General features: G+C 33.8%; 17 protein-coding genes and 1 pseudogene. 16 read left to right on the top strand and 2 right to left on the bottom strand.

The window, feature by feature from the left end; genetic code table 11:
- Window positions 1-810 precede the first annotated feature (810 nt).
- From ACHABW_RS15745 to ACHABW_RS15705, 9 genes are all read left to right on the top strand, one after another.
- The gene (locus ACHABW_RS15745) at window positions 811-1,314 is read left to right on the top strand and encodes a hypothetical protein (RefSeq protein ID WP_435756515.1); all 504 of its coding nucleotides are present in this window, start codon (window positions 811-813) and stop codon (window positions 1,312-1,314) included.
- Window positions 1,315-1,510: 196 nt separating this feature from the next.
- A complete protein-coding gene (locus ACHABW_RS15740; protein ID WP_435756513.1) occupies window positions 1,511-1,849 on the top strand; it encodes a hypothetical protein in 339 nt (112 codons plus the stop codon).
- Window positions 1,850-2,221: 372 nt separating this feature from the next.
- A complete protein-coding gene (locus ACHABW_RS15735) occupies window positions 2,222-2,713 on the top strand; it encodes a DUF2975 domain-containing protein (RefSeq protein WP_110935814.1) in 492 nt (163 codons plus the stop codon).
- Between the two features lie 9 nt (window positions 2,714-2,722).
- Entirely contained in the window at window positions 2,723-2,944 is a 222-nt protein-coding gene (locus ACHABW_RS15730; protein WP_110935815.1) for a helix-turn-helix domain-containing protein, read from the top strand.
- Window positions 2,945-3,003: 59 nt separating this feature from the next.
- A complete protein-coding gene (locus ACHABW_RS15725) occupies window positions 3,004-3,765 on the top strand; it encodes an isoprenyl transferase (RefSeq protein ID WP_435756510.1) in 762 nt (253 codons plus the stop codon).
- Between the two features lie 327 nt (window positions 3,766-4,092).
- The gene (locus tag ACHABW_RS15720; protein ID WP_435756508.1) at window positions 4,093-4,359 is read left to right on the top strand and encodes a hypothetical protein; all 267 of its coding nucleotides are present in this window, start codon (window positions 4,093-4,095) and stop codon (window positions 4,357-4,359) included.
- A gap of 208 nt (window positions 4,360-4,567) precedes the next feature.
- A complete protein-coding gene (locus tag ACHABW_RS15715) occupies window positions 4,568-4,855 on the top strand; it encodes a hypothetical protein (protein ID WP_435756506.1) in 288 nt (95 codons plus the stop codon).
- Window positions 4,856-4,987: 132 nt separating this feature from the next.
- The gene (locus ACHABW_RS15710) at window positions 4,988-5,170 is read left to right on the top strand and encodes a hypothetical protein (protein WP_435756504.1); all 183 of its coding nucleotides are present in this window, start codon (window positions 4,988-4,990) and stop codon (window positions 5,168-5,170) included.
- A 120-nt stretch (window positions 5,171-5,290) separates the two neighbouring features.
- Window positions 5,291-5,536, top strand: a complete 246-nt coding sequence (locus ACHABW_RS15705; protein ID WP_435756502.1) for a hypothetical protein — start codon at window positions 5,291-5,293, stop codon at window positions 5,534-5,536.
- Window positions 5,537-5,719: 183 nt separating this feature from the next.
- Here the strand turns inward: ACHABW_RS15705 and ACHABW_RS15700 are convergent, their stop codons facing one another.
- On the bottom strand, window positions 5,720-6,334 hold the full coding sequence (locus tag ACHABW_RS15700; RefSeq protein ID WP_435756500.1) for a DUF6944 family repetitive protein: 615 nt from the start codon (window positions 6,332-6,334) through the stop codon (window positions 5,720-5,722).
- Between the two features lie 745 nt (window positions 6,335-7,079).
- Here ACHABW_RS15700 and ACHABW_RS15695 point away from each other — a divergent pair.
- The 7 genes and pseudogenes from ACHABW_RS15695 to ACHABW_RS15665 all read left to right on the top strand — a co-directional run bounded on the left by ACHABW_RS15695 (window position 7,080) and on the right by ACHABW_RS15665 (window position 12,451).
- Window positions 7,080-7,505 carry an RDD family protein gene (locus tag ACHABW_RS15695; protein ID WP_435756498.1) on the top strand — a complete coding sequence of 142 codons (426 nt, stop codon included), beginning with the start codon at window positions 7,080-7,082 and terminating at the stop codon, window positions 7,503-7,505.
- A 775-nt stretch (window positions 7,506-8,280) separates the two neighbouring features.
- Window positions 8,281-9,099, top strand: coding sequence for an alpha/beta fold hydrolase (locus ACHABW_RS15690; protein WP_435756496.1), 819 nt, complete (start codon window positions 8,281-8,283; stop codon window positions 9,097-9,099).
- A gap of 438 nt (window positions 9,100-9,537) precedes the next feature.
- Window positions 9,538-9,751 (top strand): annotated as a pseudogene (locus ACHABW_RS15685) (hypothetical protein); the annotation flags it as partial.
- A 105-nt stretch (window positions 9,752-9,856) separates the two neighbouring features.
- A complete protein-coding gene (locus ACHABW_RS15680) occupies window positions 9,857-10,342 on the top strand; it encodes an HIT family protein (protein WP_435756494.1) in 486 nt (161 codons plus the stop codon).
- Window positions 10,343-10,598: 256 nt separating this feature from the next.
- On the top strand, window positions 10,599-11,306 hold the full coding sequence (locus ACHABW_RS15675) for a DNA alkylation repair protein (protein WP_435756492.1): 708 nt from the start codon (window positions 10,599-10,601) through the stop codon (window positions 11,304-11,306).
- Window positions 11,275-11,787 (top strand): hypothetical protein, encoded by a 513-nt coding sequence (locus ACHABW_RS15670; RefSeq protein WP_435756490.1) that lies wholly within the window; start codon window positions 11,275-11,277, stop codon window positions 11,785-11,787. Before ACHABW_RS15675 ends, ACHABW_RS15670 begins: the two co-directional genes overlap by 32 nt.
- 10 nt (window positions 11,788-11,797) lie before the next feature.
- Window positions 11,798-12,451: a hypothetical protein gene (locus ACHABW_RS15665; RefSeq protein ID WP_435756488.1), complete on the top strand. Its 654-nt coding sequence runs from the start codon at window positions 11,798-11,800 to the stop codon at window positions 12,449-12,451.
- A 309-nt stretch (window positions 12,452-12,760) separates the two neighbouring features.
- Here the strand turns inward: ACHABW_RS15665 and ACHABW_RS15660 are convergent, their stop codons facing one another.
- Entirely contained in the window at window positions 12,761-13,405 is a 645-nt protein-coding gene (locus ACHABW_RS15660; protein ID WP_435756486.1) for a hypothetical protein, read from the bottom strand.
- Window positions 13,406-13,759 lie beyond the last annotated feature (354 nt).

Here is a 13,759-nt window from a genome sequence, read left to right as displayed (position 1 = left end):
AAGTAAGGAGGAGTTAACCAATGAATACTTACCGTTCAGTTGCTATGAAATGGTTGGTCGAATTAGGGGTTCTTATATACAAAAGTGCATATTAATAATAAGGGTTATATATTGATAAAAATTACGAAGTGAATTTAAAAAACTTTTTCACGCTTTGTGAGGCAGGGGACGGTTCTCTGCTTCATTTTTATTGTGTTAATGAAGCAATAAATCAAGATTTTGAGATGTTGTAAAATTTCGAAAATGGGTATTGTAGATTTTGGAAGTCCCGTATATAATAAATGGTATAGGAATGTATGTTCGATTAAAAGGGAGGTTGCCAGTGGCTATTGACCATGATCGTTTATTTAAGGAATTATTAACCACATACTTAGAAGAGTCATACTATCATTTGTTCATGATGCAATGGAATTAAACAATTATTTTAAGGATATATAATAGATTCCCTTAACCTGATAAGAGATCTAATCCGTGTCAATTCCCTGGGAGATAAACACGAGGATTCTCTTATTACAAAAGTGAAGGGCAAAGTGGGCAGTGGACCAGCTTAATCCCGAGTCTCTCCCAATCTCACATTCTCCTCGCAACTAGAACAACATGCCAAACTAGAACCGTCCCTACTGCATTTATACCTGTTTAAGGATACGAAGAATACTTTTGTCCCATTTGAGAAGAATCAGTTACTAGAAAAAATAGTATCATTCTGTTGAAAAATTCCTATATTTTAACATATCAGATATTGGGGGTGAAATTAACTATAACAGATTTATTTGCTTGATAATTGTAAAAAAATTAAAAGGAGAGTTGCGAATGGGATTAGATATGTATTTATTTTCATTAGCCAGAATTGAAGGGATGGATTATGTTGAAATCCATTCAGTTAACATGCGTTTAAGAGAACTAGAAGAAAAACAAAATGATATTTACCAAAAAGTGAAACCACACATTAAACACTTTGAAGAATTCGACATGTCGTGGAAAAGTTTGATGGAAGAAGTAGCCTACTGGCGAAAAGCAAATCAGATTCACAATTGGTTTGTTGAAAACATTCGTAATGGAGAAGATGACCCTTGTTTTACTGAAATAGTTACAAAACAAAACTTGGAAGACCTTTATAACTTATGTTTAAAGGTTTTAACAAACAAGAAAAATCCTCAAGATTCTTTACCAACAAGGCCTGGCAGTTTCTTTGGTTACTATGGCTATGATGACTTCTATTACATGCAGATTGAAGAAACGAAATCAATAGTAGAAAACCTCCTGGATAACTTCAATTTTAAAACCCACTATTTAATGTATCAATGCTCCTGGTAAAACTACACTTACCCGCATCCACACAATCATTTGCTACCACCTTTTATCATCTCTTTTCAAACAAATCATGTATAAAACAATGTCTCCATAGCATCTTTGGCATTCATTTTTATGAGAAAAAGGGACTCGGTACCGTCGTCTCGCAGGGGTATTAAGGTACCTTTCGTTCCTGACTTTTTGAAAGGAAGGGAGATATATGGAAATTAAAAAAGCAATAGAAATTATCACACTTTTAACAAATGGCGTTGACCCGCAGACTGGAGAAGTATTTCCTCAAGAAAGTACCTACCAAAATTCAGATACTGTAAGAGCTCTATTTTTGGCGGTGAAAGGATTAGAAAAAATGGATAAAAGTGATAAACGGCAGAAAAGGCTGCCTGAAAATGCAGGAAAAGGGTGGGATGAACAAGAGGAAGAATTACTGGTTAATGCCTTTGATAACGGTAAAACCACTAAAGAACTGGCCGAGCTTCACAAAAGAACAAACAGCTCAATAAAAGCCCGATTAGTTAAGGTAGGGAAAATAAAAGAATAATGAGTCTCTGAGGCAGGGGACGGTTCTCTGCTTCATTTTAGTTGCATTAATGAAGCAATAATTCAAGTTTTTGAGATGCAGTAAAATATCGAAAATTGATAAAAGATTGATTTCAATGACGAGAGATTTTTTCGGAAGAACTCTACACCGATGTGACGACAGAGAAAAAATGCCTGATTGACCTTTTAGCAGAGAAAAAGTTGAAAGTTTGTTTAGAGAAAAGAGCATTCTTTTGTAATAAAGAATGCTTTTTTCTGTGCTTAATAATTATCAATTCAATAAAAAAAATTAAATTGTTGATAAAAATTTATTGCGAAACGATAAATAAATTGTTAAAATCAAATTTATAAATAAATAAGTGAGGTGTTTTTTATGAAACAGGGTTCAACCATCTTTTTAAAAATAGCTGTTTTTCTTATTGGAATACCGTTTCTTGCTATATGTATCTTTTTGTTGCCACAAATAGCGATTGAAGCTTTTGGAGAAGCAAAAAATGGTGCAGAGTTGGCTTATGTGGTATTTGGAATCTTAATTGTTATGTATGTATCCATGATCCCGTTTTGCTATGCATTGTACCAATCATTTAAACTTTTAAGTTATATCGATAAGAACAAAGCATTCTCGGACTTATCTGTAACAGCACTAAAGCGTATAAAAATCTGTGCCATCACAATAAGTGGCTTGTTTGTGATAGCCCTGCCACTTATTTATATCATTGCGGAGTGGGACGATGCACCGGGTCTTATATTAATTGGAATGGTGATTATTGGTGCTTCATTGGTTATTGCAGTCTTTGCTGCAGTTCTCCAAAGACTTTTACGGGAAGCTATTCATATAAAATCTGAAAATGATTTAACGGTCTGAGGTGATAAAATGGCGATTATAATCAATATTGATGTGATGCTTGCTAAAAGAAAAATGAGTGTAACAAAACTTTCGGAGAGCGTTGGTATAACAATGGCCAACCTTTCTATTTTGAAAAATGGAAAGGCAAAGGCGGTTCGTCTATCAACTTTAGAGGCGATTTGTAAGGCGTTGGATTGCCAACCAGGGGATATTTTAGAATACAAAAGTGACGAAGAAACACAAGGGTAATATAGTAGGGATAGCGGAGAGTAATTGAAAAAGACAACAATATTTTGAGGGGATAAAAAATGGCAATGAAAATTCCTTTTTTCAATCAAAAAAAACAGGAAGAATCCTTCCATTATTCGGAAGATAATACACCGGAACATATAGCGATAATTATGGACGGAAATGGACGTTGGGCACAAAAGCGTGGAAAGCCAAGAGTTGCTGGCCATAAAGAAGGATTATCTGCTGTCGTAAAAATTGTCAAGGCAGCTGCTAAATGCAAGGTGAAAATTCTGACTCTGTACACATTTTCTACGGAAAACTGGAAACGTCCAAAGTCCGAGATAGACTTTATATTGAGACTTCCCAAGGAGTTTCTACATTTTTATCTCCCAGATATTATCTCCAATAATGTACGCATTAAGGCAATCGGTAGTATGGAAGATCTTCCTGATAATACACGTGAAGCGATACAGTATGCTATCGACTCTACCAAGGATAATGACGGTCTTCAGCTGAATATTGCGCTCAATTATGGAAGCAGACAGGAAATTGTGATTGCTATGAAAGAAATGTTTGCCGATATAAACGATGCAAAATTGTCACTTGATAAAGTAGATGAACAGCAGTTTTCAGGATACCTATATACAGCTGGTATGACAAATCCCGATCTGCTTATTCGAACAGGCGGGGAAAAACGCCTAAGCAATTTCCTGCTCTGGCAGATGGCCTACACGGAGTTCTTGTTTACCGATGTACTGTGGCCGGATTTCTCCGAGAAGGAATTTAAACATGCGCTTGAAGAATACCAGCAACGAAAAAGAAGGTATGGCGGAATATAATGAGGCAGGGGACGGTTCTCTGCTTCATTTTTTGTTGTGTGGATGTAGCAATAAACCAAGTTCAAATTGAGGATGAGTTCAATGTTTTCTCAAATAAAATAAATTCAACGCCACGCCATATTACTTTGATATGGTGTGTTTTTTGTCGGAAGAGATTTTATTAGTTTGCATTTGCTACTTTATCAGAAGTAGAAATTTGGATATATATCCCTTTAGTTAAACAGTTATTTGGAAATTGATGTTAAACTAATGGTGTGATTCCTGTGCTCAAGAAAATGTATTTTTCTTATTGACCGCAGCAGAATTATTTAATAAGAAGTGAGGTGGATGGAAATTTCTAATGAAAATATACTGCTATATATAAATATGGTATTGGGTTCAATTGCGATGGTTATGGTTGCACTAGGTATTATGAGATATTTCTCATTGGTGTATGATTCACAAGGGTATGGACTAACGTTTCTAGGTTTTGTATTTCTTAGTAATTATGTATTCTTTTTAGAAAAGAAAGCTGGAATTGATAACAAAATTATCTGGATAAAGTCAATTATTACTGCTGTAACTTTTGGAATTTTAGCCTACATTTTATACTAATAAAAAATGAAATTATTCACATAAGTTGGCGTTAGCATAAAAAGCTGACGATAATTTTATTAAAATACTGGGAGTTTACTCAATAAAGGATTATAAGCTCAATAACAAAACAAATAAAGTTTAACCTGTTATCTTATAAAAACAGTAGTGAGGTGAATAAAATTGACTACTTAACTACTGTTTAATCTTCGAAGGAGGCGGATGTTTAATGGATTTTAATTTTTCTTGGATGGTGTATAAACTATTAGAGTTATTGCTTATCATTTTATTTTTAATTACGATTACATATTTTGTTAGAAGACAACATTTGAAACGCCCGGTACAATATACGATCATTGCCGGTTTGTTAGTACTATCTCTCGTTTTTATTCTGTCGAGTTTCGGTTATCATTTTAATATCGTCTTAGGCTTTATTGAATGGACTACCAAATTTGTTTTACCTTGGCTTGTTTTGTATTGGTTAGTCAGAGCAGTAAATATATATGAGAAGAAATGATGCAGGGGACAGTTCTCTGCTTCACTTATTATGAAAGCGATCAATCATGTTTTTGCCTACTGCAAACTCTGAAAATCGTATTTTTATAAGTTTTAGGTCCCGTAAAACTGTTTTATTGATAGGGGGGATTTTTTGTATTCTTTAAAGTTTTGGCTTACTTGGGTTGTTGGTGTAATTACAGCTGGGTTTATAATTAGCCTATGGCAAGGCGGAGAAGTAGATTGGGGACATATTGTCACTATGAGTATAGCTGGTCTTATAGGTGTACTTATTGCTTCAGGAATAAAGAAGGTTTTTAAAAAGGATGAAGACTAAAAACTACTGAATATGAAAACTTCTATTGTAGTAAAGGAAGTACATAGTTGAGCTAACGAGCAGAATACCCAAATAATGATTATTAGATTATCTATTACATTTAATAATGGAGGTGTTGGAATGGAAATGAGGAACTTTATACTTCATCGAGATATACTTTCAGTTGAAGTAACAATAGATAAAAAGGATTACATTATTGGTGTTCAGTGGAAAGCACCAGAAAAACCATATGGTGATACTTGGTCATTAAAGTCTTATTCAAATAAGGAAAATGGAAACAAAGATTTATCAAAAGAGCAAATTAATGAGTTTTTAAAAACTATCAATGCTAATTGGAATTGGAATATGGATGATTTTTTAAAATAAGTTGTTAAGTTAACGGAGCGGGTGCGTTAGCGCTGGAAGTCATCGTTTCTGCTATGACGTTAACGGGAGGATAGTGAAATAAAGTAATCATTGAAATGTGCATAATAGATTCTTGATACTAGCTATCAATAGCACTGAATATTAATAACTTTTGTGTAAATCTCTGTATATAAAAGACGTTTTCTAATTATTTAACACATAAGTTTTTCGTTGCTCATACTCTTCTGTAACACTAATAGCCACTAAAGTTGTTCCAATCGACTGTAACCATCCGCCTAAGACAGCTAGCAGTTGAGCTATTTCCTCCTGAGAGTATAATTTCTTGTATTCTCCGATTGCTTCTATTAACGCGCCAACGGATTGTACCTTGAGACCTAATACCTTTTTAGGATGTTCTTTCTCTATTGCGATTAAATAGGCACCGATTGACTGCATTGCATTTCCAATAATAGCAATCTGCCTATTTTCAATATCTTTTAAATCTTTTTGTTGTAAGTTTTCAAAAAGATTTTTTGGATTAAGAATATCTTTTTTAAATTCTTTAGGAAGTTCCCTTGCATTTATATAAGCAACTGTACTTGCTCCACTTGCAATTAACCAGTTTCCAACCTCCGCCTGTGGATTGTCTTCTAAAATAGCTACAAGAGCACTCCCTACGCCTTGACCACCTTTTCCAATTACTGATAATTGTTGCCCTATATAATGATTTTCAAATAATTTGTTTGTTTGTCCGATTGCACCAATAGTAGCACTAACAGCCCCAATCCAATTGCTAATGACTTCTAATGAATTTGCCACAGTTATCTACCGCCTTTTAGAAAAACTCTTTATAATGGTTTATGCGAATCATTATTAAAAAGATTGTACTATTGATGCAGGGGACGGTTCTCTGCTTCATTTTGGCTGTTATTATGAAGCGATCAATCGTGTTTTTACCTAACTGTAAACGCTCGAAAATTCGTTATTTAGATATTGTAGGTACGTAAATTGTAAACAATATAAAAATGTATGTTCGCTTATATAAAGTAAGAAGTGTTTAGTGGAACGAGCTTTACAAGCTGTTGTGTCACAATCGGGGGACATTTCTTTAACAAGGAATGCTTTTTTTATCCAATAAAAAGGAAATTAATGTTAAAATTAAAGGTAAGATAAGAAAGTGTCCTTCATCAAGAATTGGTGAGGTTTTTAATATAGAAAACTATCTATATTTAGCTATAAAAGGGGGATTCCTTTGAGTGTTGAAGAAAGAAACATTAACTTTTTGAAAGAGTATCATGGATAAAGAAAATTCTGGTTCTCAAATCATTATTCTAGGAAAAGGTACATTTACAATAGTTTTACAAGAAGACGATTGTTGCAGATGCAGCAGCTAATCCAGAGTTGAAAGTAATGATTCGAGAAAGTGTGAAAGATTACATTGAAGGAAGAACCATAACGACAAAAGTGTTAAGATAATCACTATCTTCAAAGAATTTCTACGAGTGAAATCCAATCAGGTATGAAGCGGAGAACCGTCCCTGCTTCACGAGAGGAGAGTGTCAATATGGAAGTTACTAATCCAGCAGGTTTTCAGAACAGATTTTTAGCGAGTTTTTTAGATTTTATCATTATATTTTTGGTGACAGGAATTATCTCATATTTTCTCTATGGAATATTCTATAATAGTGACAAAAATTACCCTTCTGACATATTAGGATTCTTCTATACTTTGTTTTTGCCTGTTTTATGGTCTGGGTACACAATAGGAAGAAAAATGGCAGGAAATCGTATAGTTAGAATGGATGGGAAAAAGGTTGGGATCGGCACAATGATATTAAGAGTTATCGTAGCAACAATTGCCTATACTCTCACACTAGGAATTGGGCTGATTGTAAGTGCCTTTATGGTAGGGATACGAGAAGATAAACGTGCGATTCATGACTTTATTGCACAAACTTATGTGACAACAAACCCACCTACGAAAAACTAAATAGTGGAAGATGCCAGTTAAACAAACGGGGAAATCTTTAGTTTAGCAAGCATTTTAAAATAACTATAAAAAATGGGTTAGTTCTTTTACATGCCATTTTATTTTTGCAAACCAAAAGCACCACAATTGTGGTGCAAATAGAGATATACTTTCACCACATTACCAAGTGTAAAAATCCATTTCGGGATACATAACGAAACTCATGAGAGTTATTTTTTAGAAACTTTTCTTCGGGAACAACCATCACATACCGCTATATCCTTTTCTTGATTTCTTTCTAACACTCTTTTACATTTCATACAACGCTGTAATTGATTTACTTTTTCTTGTTCTCTAATTAGTTTACTATAACCGATATATATCATCTCCTTTATTTATCTTATTCAATAACCGGAAGTTGAATTCCTTTAAATTATATATGCAGGGGACGGTTCTCTGCTTCATTTTTTTGTTGTCATGAAATCCAATCGTATTTAAACTGTTGAAAGTCCCTTAAAATGATCACAGCCATTGAAATGTAACATACTAGATAATTTTCTACTTAATGAAAAAAAGTATTAATGGATGAAAAACTGATTACTATTTCTTAATGAATAAAGCTAAACCCATGGTTTGTAATTAAAAACATTATATTGTTTTGCCAAATCGATTGGTTCTCAATACGAGCAATTTATCCGGAATAGGGCAAGATAGTGAAGTAAGGCTCTGGAACTAACAAGGTATTTTTGTGTTAAAATGATGTACTTATTAAGCATAGTGAAAGGTGGTAAGATTCATGGAACAACATAAACTAACCAAGAGCTTTTCCTCAACATATGGAAAAATAAATTATGATATAAAAGGTGATGGACCCTCCGTTGTGCTCGTACATGGAACCCCTTGGTCTTCTTTTAATTGGAGACATATTATTCCTGCACTTAGTCAGTGGTTTACTGTGTACTACTACGACCTTCTTGGATATGGTTATTCTGAGAAGGGTGATATAGATGTCTCATTAGGAGTTCAAAATAAAGTACTTTCTGAACTACTTGAATTCTGGGAATTAAAAAACCCAATGATGATTGGACATGACTTTGGTGGGACAACTGTCTTAAGAACTCATCTTTTAGAAGAACATAATTTTGAAAAAATAATACTCATTGATCCAGTAGCAATAGCACCTTGGGGGTCACCTTTCTTCGCCCACGTAAACAAGTACGAATCCGCGTTTCAAGGGATACCTGAATATATACATGATGCAATGGTTTCGACGTATGTTCGGGGAGCAATGTATAAAGAGATGGACAATGAAACCTTAAATGGGATAAAAGATCCCTGGTTAGGCTCTATTGGACAGCAAGCTTTTTATCGTCAAATAGCACAAGCGAGTCAAAAGTATACTGATGAAATTGAACCTGTTTACAGCACGATAAACAAGCCAGTATTAATTATATGGGGAGAAGAGGATACTTGGGTACCCATTGAAAAAGGTCAAAAATTACATGGAAAAATTAAAACCTCAAGTTTTGTTTCTATACCAAGAGCGGGCCACTTAGTTCAAGAAGACCAACCAAGTATTCTGTTATCTTATATTTTGAAGTTTCTTGTTAAGTAGGTACCATGCAAAGTTTTAAAAAACGGGAATCTATAAGGAAAAATCAGCACGTAGACTTTATTAGACAATGAACGTTTCAAAGATTAATCAATTAGAGGGCGCAACTTTGGACTAAGAATTGCGTTCTTTTTTGTGTATAGAGGAACGTTCTTATGTATTTCATTTAATTGACATTGTGAAAATTTTCACTTAACTTGCTGTATTCATCGAACAAATAAAAAGCAACTATGAAAAAACACAATATTCCAACTACAGAACGTTTGTTCGTGTTACAATGTTAGTATGTAATTTATTAACATTTGAGGTGGTTACTATGAAATTAAAAATATCAACATTGAGGAACGAATGGAACATTATCGTGTAAATGGTTTAAGTATTGCATTGATTGAAAACGGCCAAATTAGTGGAACTGAAAACTACGGATTACTTAGAAGTCATTCTATAGATTATTATTTAGATGCATTATCACAAGTCAGAGAAAATACATTAACCTATTTGAAATCGAAAAAAGATAGTTGGTTATTTTGAAGAGAATAAATGGGTTAATGGTGTTTCTTATAATAATTACTATTTATGGTTTCACGTAATGGAGGACGAAATTAGCCATCGTGGACAGATTAGAACAATTAAAAAACTGCTGGAAAAAAGCTAAACTTAGATCAGTTAAAGAGGAGCAAGAGCTGAACAGGTATTTTATTAAACTATTTTCTTATGATCAGTAGCTATAGTGACGTACATAGAATAGGAGGAGAAGTATGTGCGAGAAATAACCTTGTCTAATGCTAAAACAGTAGAAGTAGAGTGTTTAAGTTGTGCGTTAACAAGTGGACTAATCGAACCAGATGGTAATGTGGTCCTAGAAACTGAGTATTTCCACGCGCATCAAGATGTTGCATATCCCATAAAAGGGCTAATTATATTAGCTTCTAAACGGCATGTCAAATGTATTGATGAATTAACAGAAGATGAAAAGATAGATTATATTAAGGTTTTATCAAGGATTAGGAAGGCTCAAAGAGATATTTTAGGAATTGATTATGTTTATTATTTTTATAACGAAGATACATCTCATCATTTCCATACTTGGATGGTACCAAGATATGATTGGATGTATGAATTTGGTCGCTCTGTCGAATCAGTAAGGCCTGTTCTACTCCACGCTCGTAATGAAATGAATAGCGAAGAAAATATTCAAGAGGTAATGGAAGCAATTAAGTCTTTAAGGAAAGAGTTAAATACATAAGTTTGTATGCCAAGAAAGAGTGTAATTCTGAAGTGAGGAATTGTGCTCTTTCTTTGTGTATAGGGTCATTTATTGGAATTAAACTTCCAAATATACTGGATATTTATGTTAGAATTGGTGTAAGGTTTTATAGAATGTCTTTTGTTAAAGTGGCAAAATACTAAGATTCGATAATGATAAAATATCGGTGTATGAGACTTAATACATAAACTAGTTGGTTACAATTAAAAAGGAATAAGGAAGGAAGTCTAAAACTATGGATTTCGAAACAGTTATGCAGGAGCTAGAATCTCTTGGTAAGGAACGAACGAAAAAAATGTACCTATCCAATGGTGCTCACGAGCCTCTTTTTGGCGTTGCTACAGGTGCTATGAAACCAATCGATAAGAAAATAAAAATAAATCAACGTTTAGCTGAAGAACTTTATGCTACAGGTAACTATGATGCCATGTATTTTGCAGGTATTATTGCAGATCCAAAAGCTATGACTGAGTCGGATTTTGAGCGTTGGATGGATGAAGCGTATTTTTATGTGCTATCTGATTATGTAGTGGCAGTAACGTTATCAGAGACAGATATTGCACAAGACGTTGCTGATAAATGGATTGCAAGTGGTGACGAGCTAAGAATGTCAGCGGGTTGGAGTTGCTACTGCTGGCTTTTAGGGAACCGCCAGGACAATGAATTTGCCGAAAACAAGATTTCCGCTATGCTTGATAGTGTGAAACATTCTATTCATGATTCGCCGGAAAGAACGAAAGTGTCTATGAATAATTTTATTTACACCGTGGCGACTTCCTATTTACCACTGCATGAAAAAGCTGTTGTGACCGCTAGGGAAGTAGGTATAGTAGAAGTCAAAAGGGATAATAAAAAACCTAGTTCCCTAAATTCATATGAAAATATTCAAAAACAAATAGATAAAAAGAGGCTTGGTTTCAAACGCAAGCATGTTAGATGTTAAGTTACACTTATTATCTCAAGAGTTGATACCTAATATTAACGATCTAGATAATGAGCCAAAGCAAGTTGTTTTAAATCATGTTAATACTTGTACAGAATGTCAACGTTTGTATTCACGAGTAGTTGATTTTAAAGAGAATTTCCCGGAATCTTCTATTGCTGAAGATGTTCAGACCAAACCACTTAAAAAGTTAGTCCAATTCAACAAAGGACTTAAATTACTACTTGTAGCTGTTCGATTCATCATTCTCTTTTACATCATTTTCACTAGTATCGATTTCTATGTGTGGGAATCATCACCGATGGCAGCTATCCAATATATTCAATCAGGTATATTCTTATTTTATTTACCAGCAATCATATTTTTACTAGTTTTCACCGCAACATTCTTTAATAGAAGATGGTTCTGGTTTTCTTTAGCTACAGATACAATGGTTATATTATTTTTTGTTTATGTATTAAAGTTATTTACATCTTTATAGGGGGATTTTTATGTATCAGATCATGTTATTTGGTATCTATTCTGGATTAATTATTTTCATATTTACGTTTATAGCATCGAAAAAAACCGGTAGATTTTACTTAGCACCGTTAACTACTTTTTTTGCTGCAGTCGCTGTTACCGTTTACGGTTTTACAGTCGTAGGAGGATTTGGGGGAATGGGGTATGGATTTTTGGGATTGAGCATTCTCTCTGTTGCAGTCGGAGGAACGTTGATTTTAAAATTATTAGTACGTAAGGTTGATAAAAAAAGGTTGAACAAAATAGATAAGGGAAGTCTTGTCGTGTTACCAATCATACTGTTGACATCCATTGCCTTAATCATTTATTTAGAAGACAATTATTGGATTATTGAGAAGGGAGAAACCCCTTTTGTTGAAGATGAAACGATGGCAAAAAACTATTATAGAGTTTCTACAATTTCCGAGGGAAGCAAACAAATTTTTCTATCATTAAACAATGAATATCTAGGTAAAGAAATCGAGGTGGAAAAAGTAAGTAAATGGGGGGCAACTGAAATCACGGTACAAATTGTCGACGGTGATAATCAAAATCACCGACCTTATATTATGATAGGAGTCGATGAGATAATTGAACCTTTAAAGGTCCAAACAACGGATGGGGTTATTTTTGATTCCAATTAAATATAACAGATATAAAATCATAATAAAATTCTCTACCCTGATAACGGCCATCGGAATGTATATATCTGTTATTATTTTACCAACGATGGCATCAAGATTACCGCTTGATACCACCGCATTTACCAATGAGATAACATCAAGGACGTGCGGATATACACTTTTGTGAATTATGAAGCATCAAATTCCTCCAAACTTTTCGTGAGAAAAATTTACATTTTCTTCAGTTAACACAGCACCCCCTTTCTCTACCTATTAATCTACTTTTTAGAAGCTAGATCCTCTGCGCCGTTAATCCATGAAAATGTCTAACTAAAACTCTTTCCCCCATTCATCATCTAAAATTTCGCCATTTTCAGCTATATACTCCAAAATAACTGAACCATGTTGTAATTCTTCTTCGTTTTTTAGGTGAGATATAAACTCATTTAGAATTTTTCCGTCCTCATTGGTCCTTTTTCGGGGAACAGAAATACGAATAGTAGGTGCAACATCAAACTCTATATAACTTCTAGGATTAAGAGGGTCAATACCTAATTCTTGCCCTATATTTTCATTAATAAAGAAAACAAAGGAATCAGTTGAATTTCCAAAATTTTCTCTAATAAAAGGATGTATTTCAGTTTCTAAATCATCCGCCCATTTGTCAGCAATGTATGTGTCAACCATTTGGTCTGTTTCATCATTATGATAAACTAAAAATTGTGTGTTCGTTTTCTTATCTCTAACCTTAGCCGCATATTCAAATTCAAAGTTCCCCATATTATCATACAAAGTATCATATATCTCGAAGCTATCATTAAATTTGTCTTCTAAATACTGCTCTGCTTGGATATTTACTTTTTCTTCTGCATCATTATCTGGTTTCATTTCTAACACAAAGACAGCTACAAGTAGTGCAATTCCTAACAAGATGACACCCAAAATACCAAGTGTAATTTTAAAGTATTTGTTCAAAACATCTTCTCCCTCGTATAATAATTTACCGTAAAAACGCACTATACGTAGTAAGAATACAAACCTTCACATTTACTATTATCATATTAACATAAATTTCCCAATTCATTTTCAAAGACATGGGTTCAACAATTTGAACGGTTTCGTGAAGATTTCTTTTAGTGAAAATTAATAGCTCTGAATAATATTTCAACTCCAAAAACAATGGAACTTTAACTCTGATTGCTCATGACTTTGTAAAACTACTACTGTATCATAGAGAAATAAGTGTCCCATTCTCAATTGGGCAAATTGATTGAAATTCTATGCATGAAGGGATGGTAATGTTTTCTTCATCTTTCCGATCCCTAAACT

Source organism: Salipaludibacillus sp. CF4.18 (assembly GCF_051262595.1).
Lineage (GTDB): Bacteria > Bacillota > Bacilli > Bacillales > Salisediminibacteriaceae > Salipaludibacillus > Salipaludibacillus neizhouensis.
Note: the sequence above shows the minus strand (reverse complement) of the source record. Positions and strands in the feature narration are given on the sequence as shown.

What these genes read in the sequence shown, in the direction of transcription:
- ACHABW_RS15705 (WP_435756502.1), top strand. Translation starts at nt 5,291, where the DNA reads ATGGAAATGAGGAACTTTATACTTCATCGAGATATACTTTCAGTTGAA.
- ACHABW_RS15735 (WP_110935814.1), top strand. Translation starts at nt 2,222, where the DNA reads ATGAAACAGGGTTCAACCATCTTTTTAAAAATAGCTGTTTTTCTTATT.
- ACHABW_RS15725 (WP_435756510.1), top strand. Translation starts at nt 3,004, where the DNA reads ATGGCAATGAAAATTCCTTTTTTCAATCAAAAAAAACAGGAAGAATCC.
- ACHABW_RS15730 (WP_110935815.1), top strand. Translation starts at nt 2,723, where the DNA reads ATGGCGATTATAATCAATATTGATGTGATGCTTGCTAAAAGAAAAATG.
- ACHABW_RS15745 (WP_435756515.1), top strand. Translation starts at nt 811, where the DNA reads ATGGGATTAGATATGTATTTATTTTCATTAGCCAGAATTGAAGGGATG.
- ACHABW_RS15715 (WP_435756506.1), top strand. Translation starts at nt 4,568, where the DNA reads ATGGATTTTAATTTTTCTTGGATGGTGTATAAACTATTAGAGTTATTG.
- ACHABW_RS15695 (WP_435756498.1), top strand. Translation starts at nt 7,080, where the DNA reads ATGGAAGTTACTAATCCAGCAGGTTTTCAGAACAGATTTTTAGCGAGT.
- ACHABW_RS15690 (WP_435756496.1), top strand. Translation starts at nt 8,281, where the DNA reads ATGGAACAACATAAACTAACCAAGAGCTTTTCCTCAACATATGGAAAA.
- ACHABW_RS15665 (WP_435756488.1), top strand. Translation starts at nt 11,798, where the DNA reads ATGTATCAGATCATGTTATTTGGTATCTATTCTGGATTAATTATTTTC.
- ACHABW_RS15720 (WP_435756508.1), top strand. Translation starts at nt 4,093, where the DNA reads ATGGAAATTTCTAATGAAAATATACTGCTATATATAAATATGGTATTG.
- ACHABW_RS15740 (WP_435756513.1), top strand. Translation starts at nt 1,511, where the DNA reads ATGGAAATTAAAAAAGCAATAGAAATTATCACACTTTTAACAAATGGC.
- ACHABW_RS15675 (WP_435756492.1), top strand. Translation starts at nt 10,599, where the DNA reads ATGGATTTCGAAACAGTTATGCAGGAGCTAGAATCTCTTGGTAAGGAA.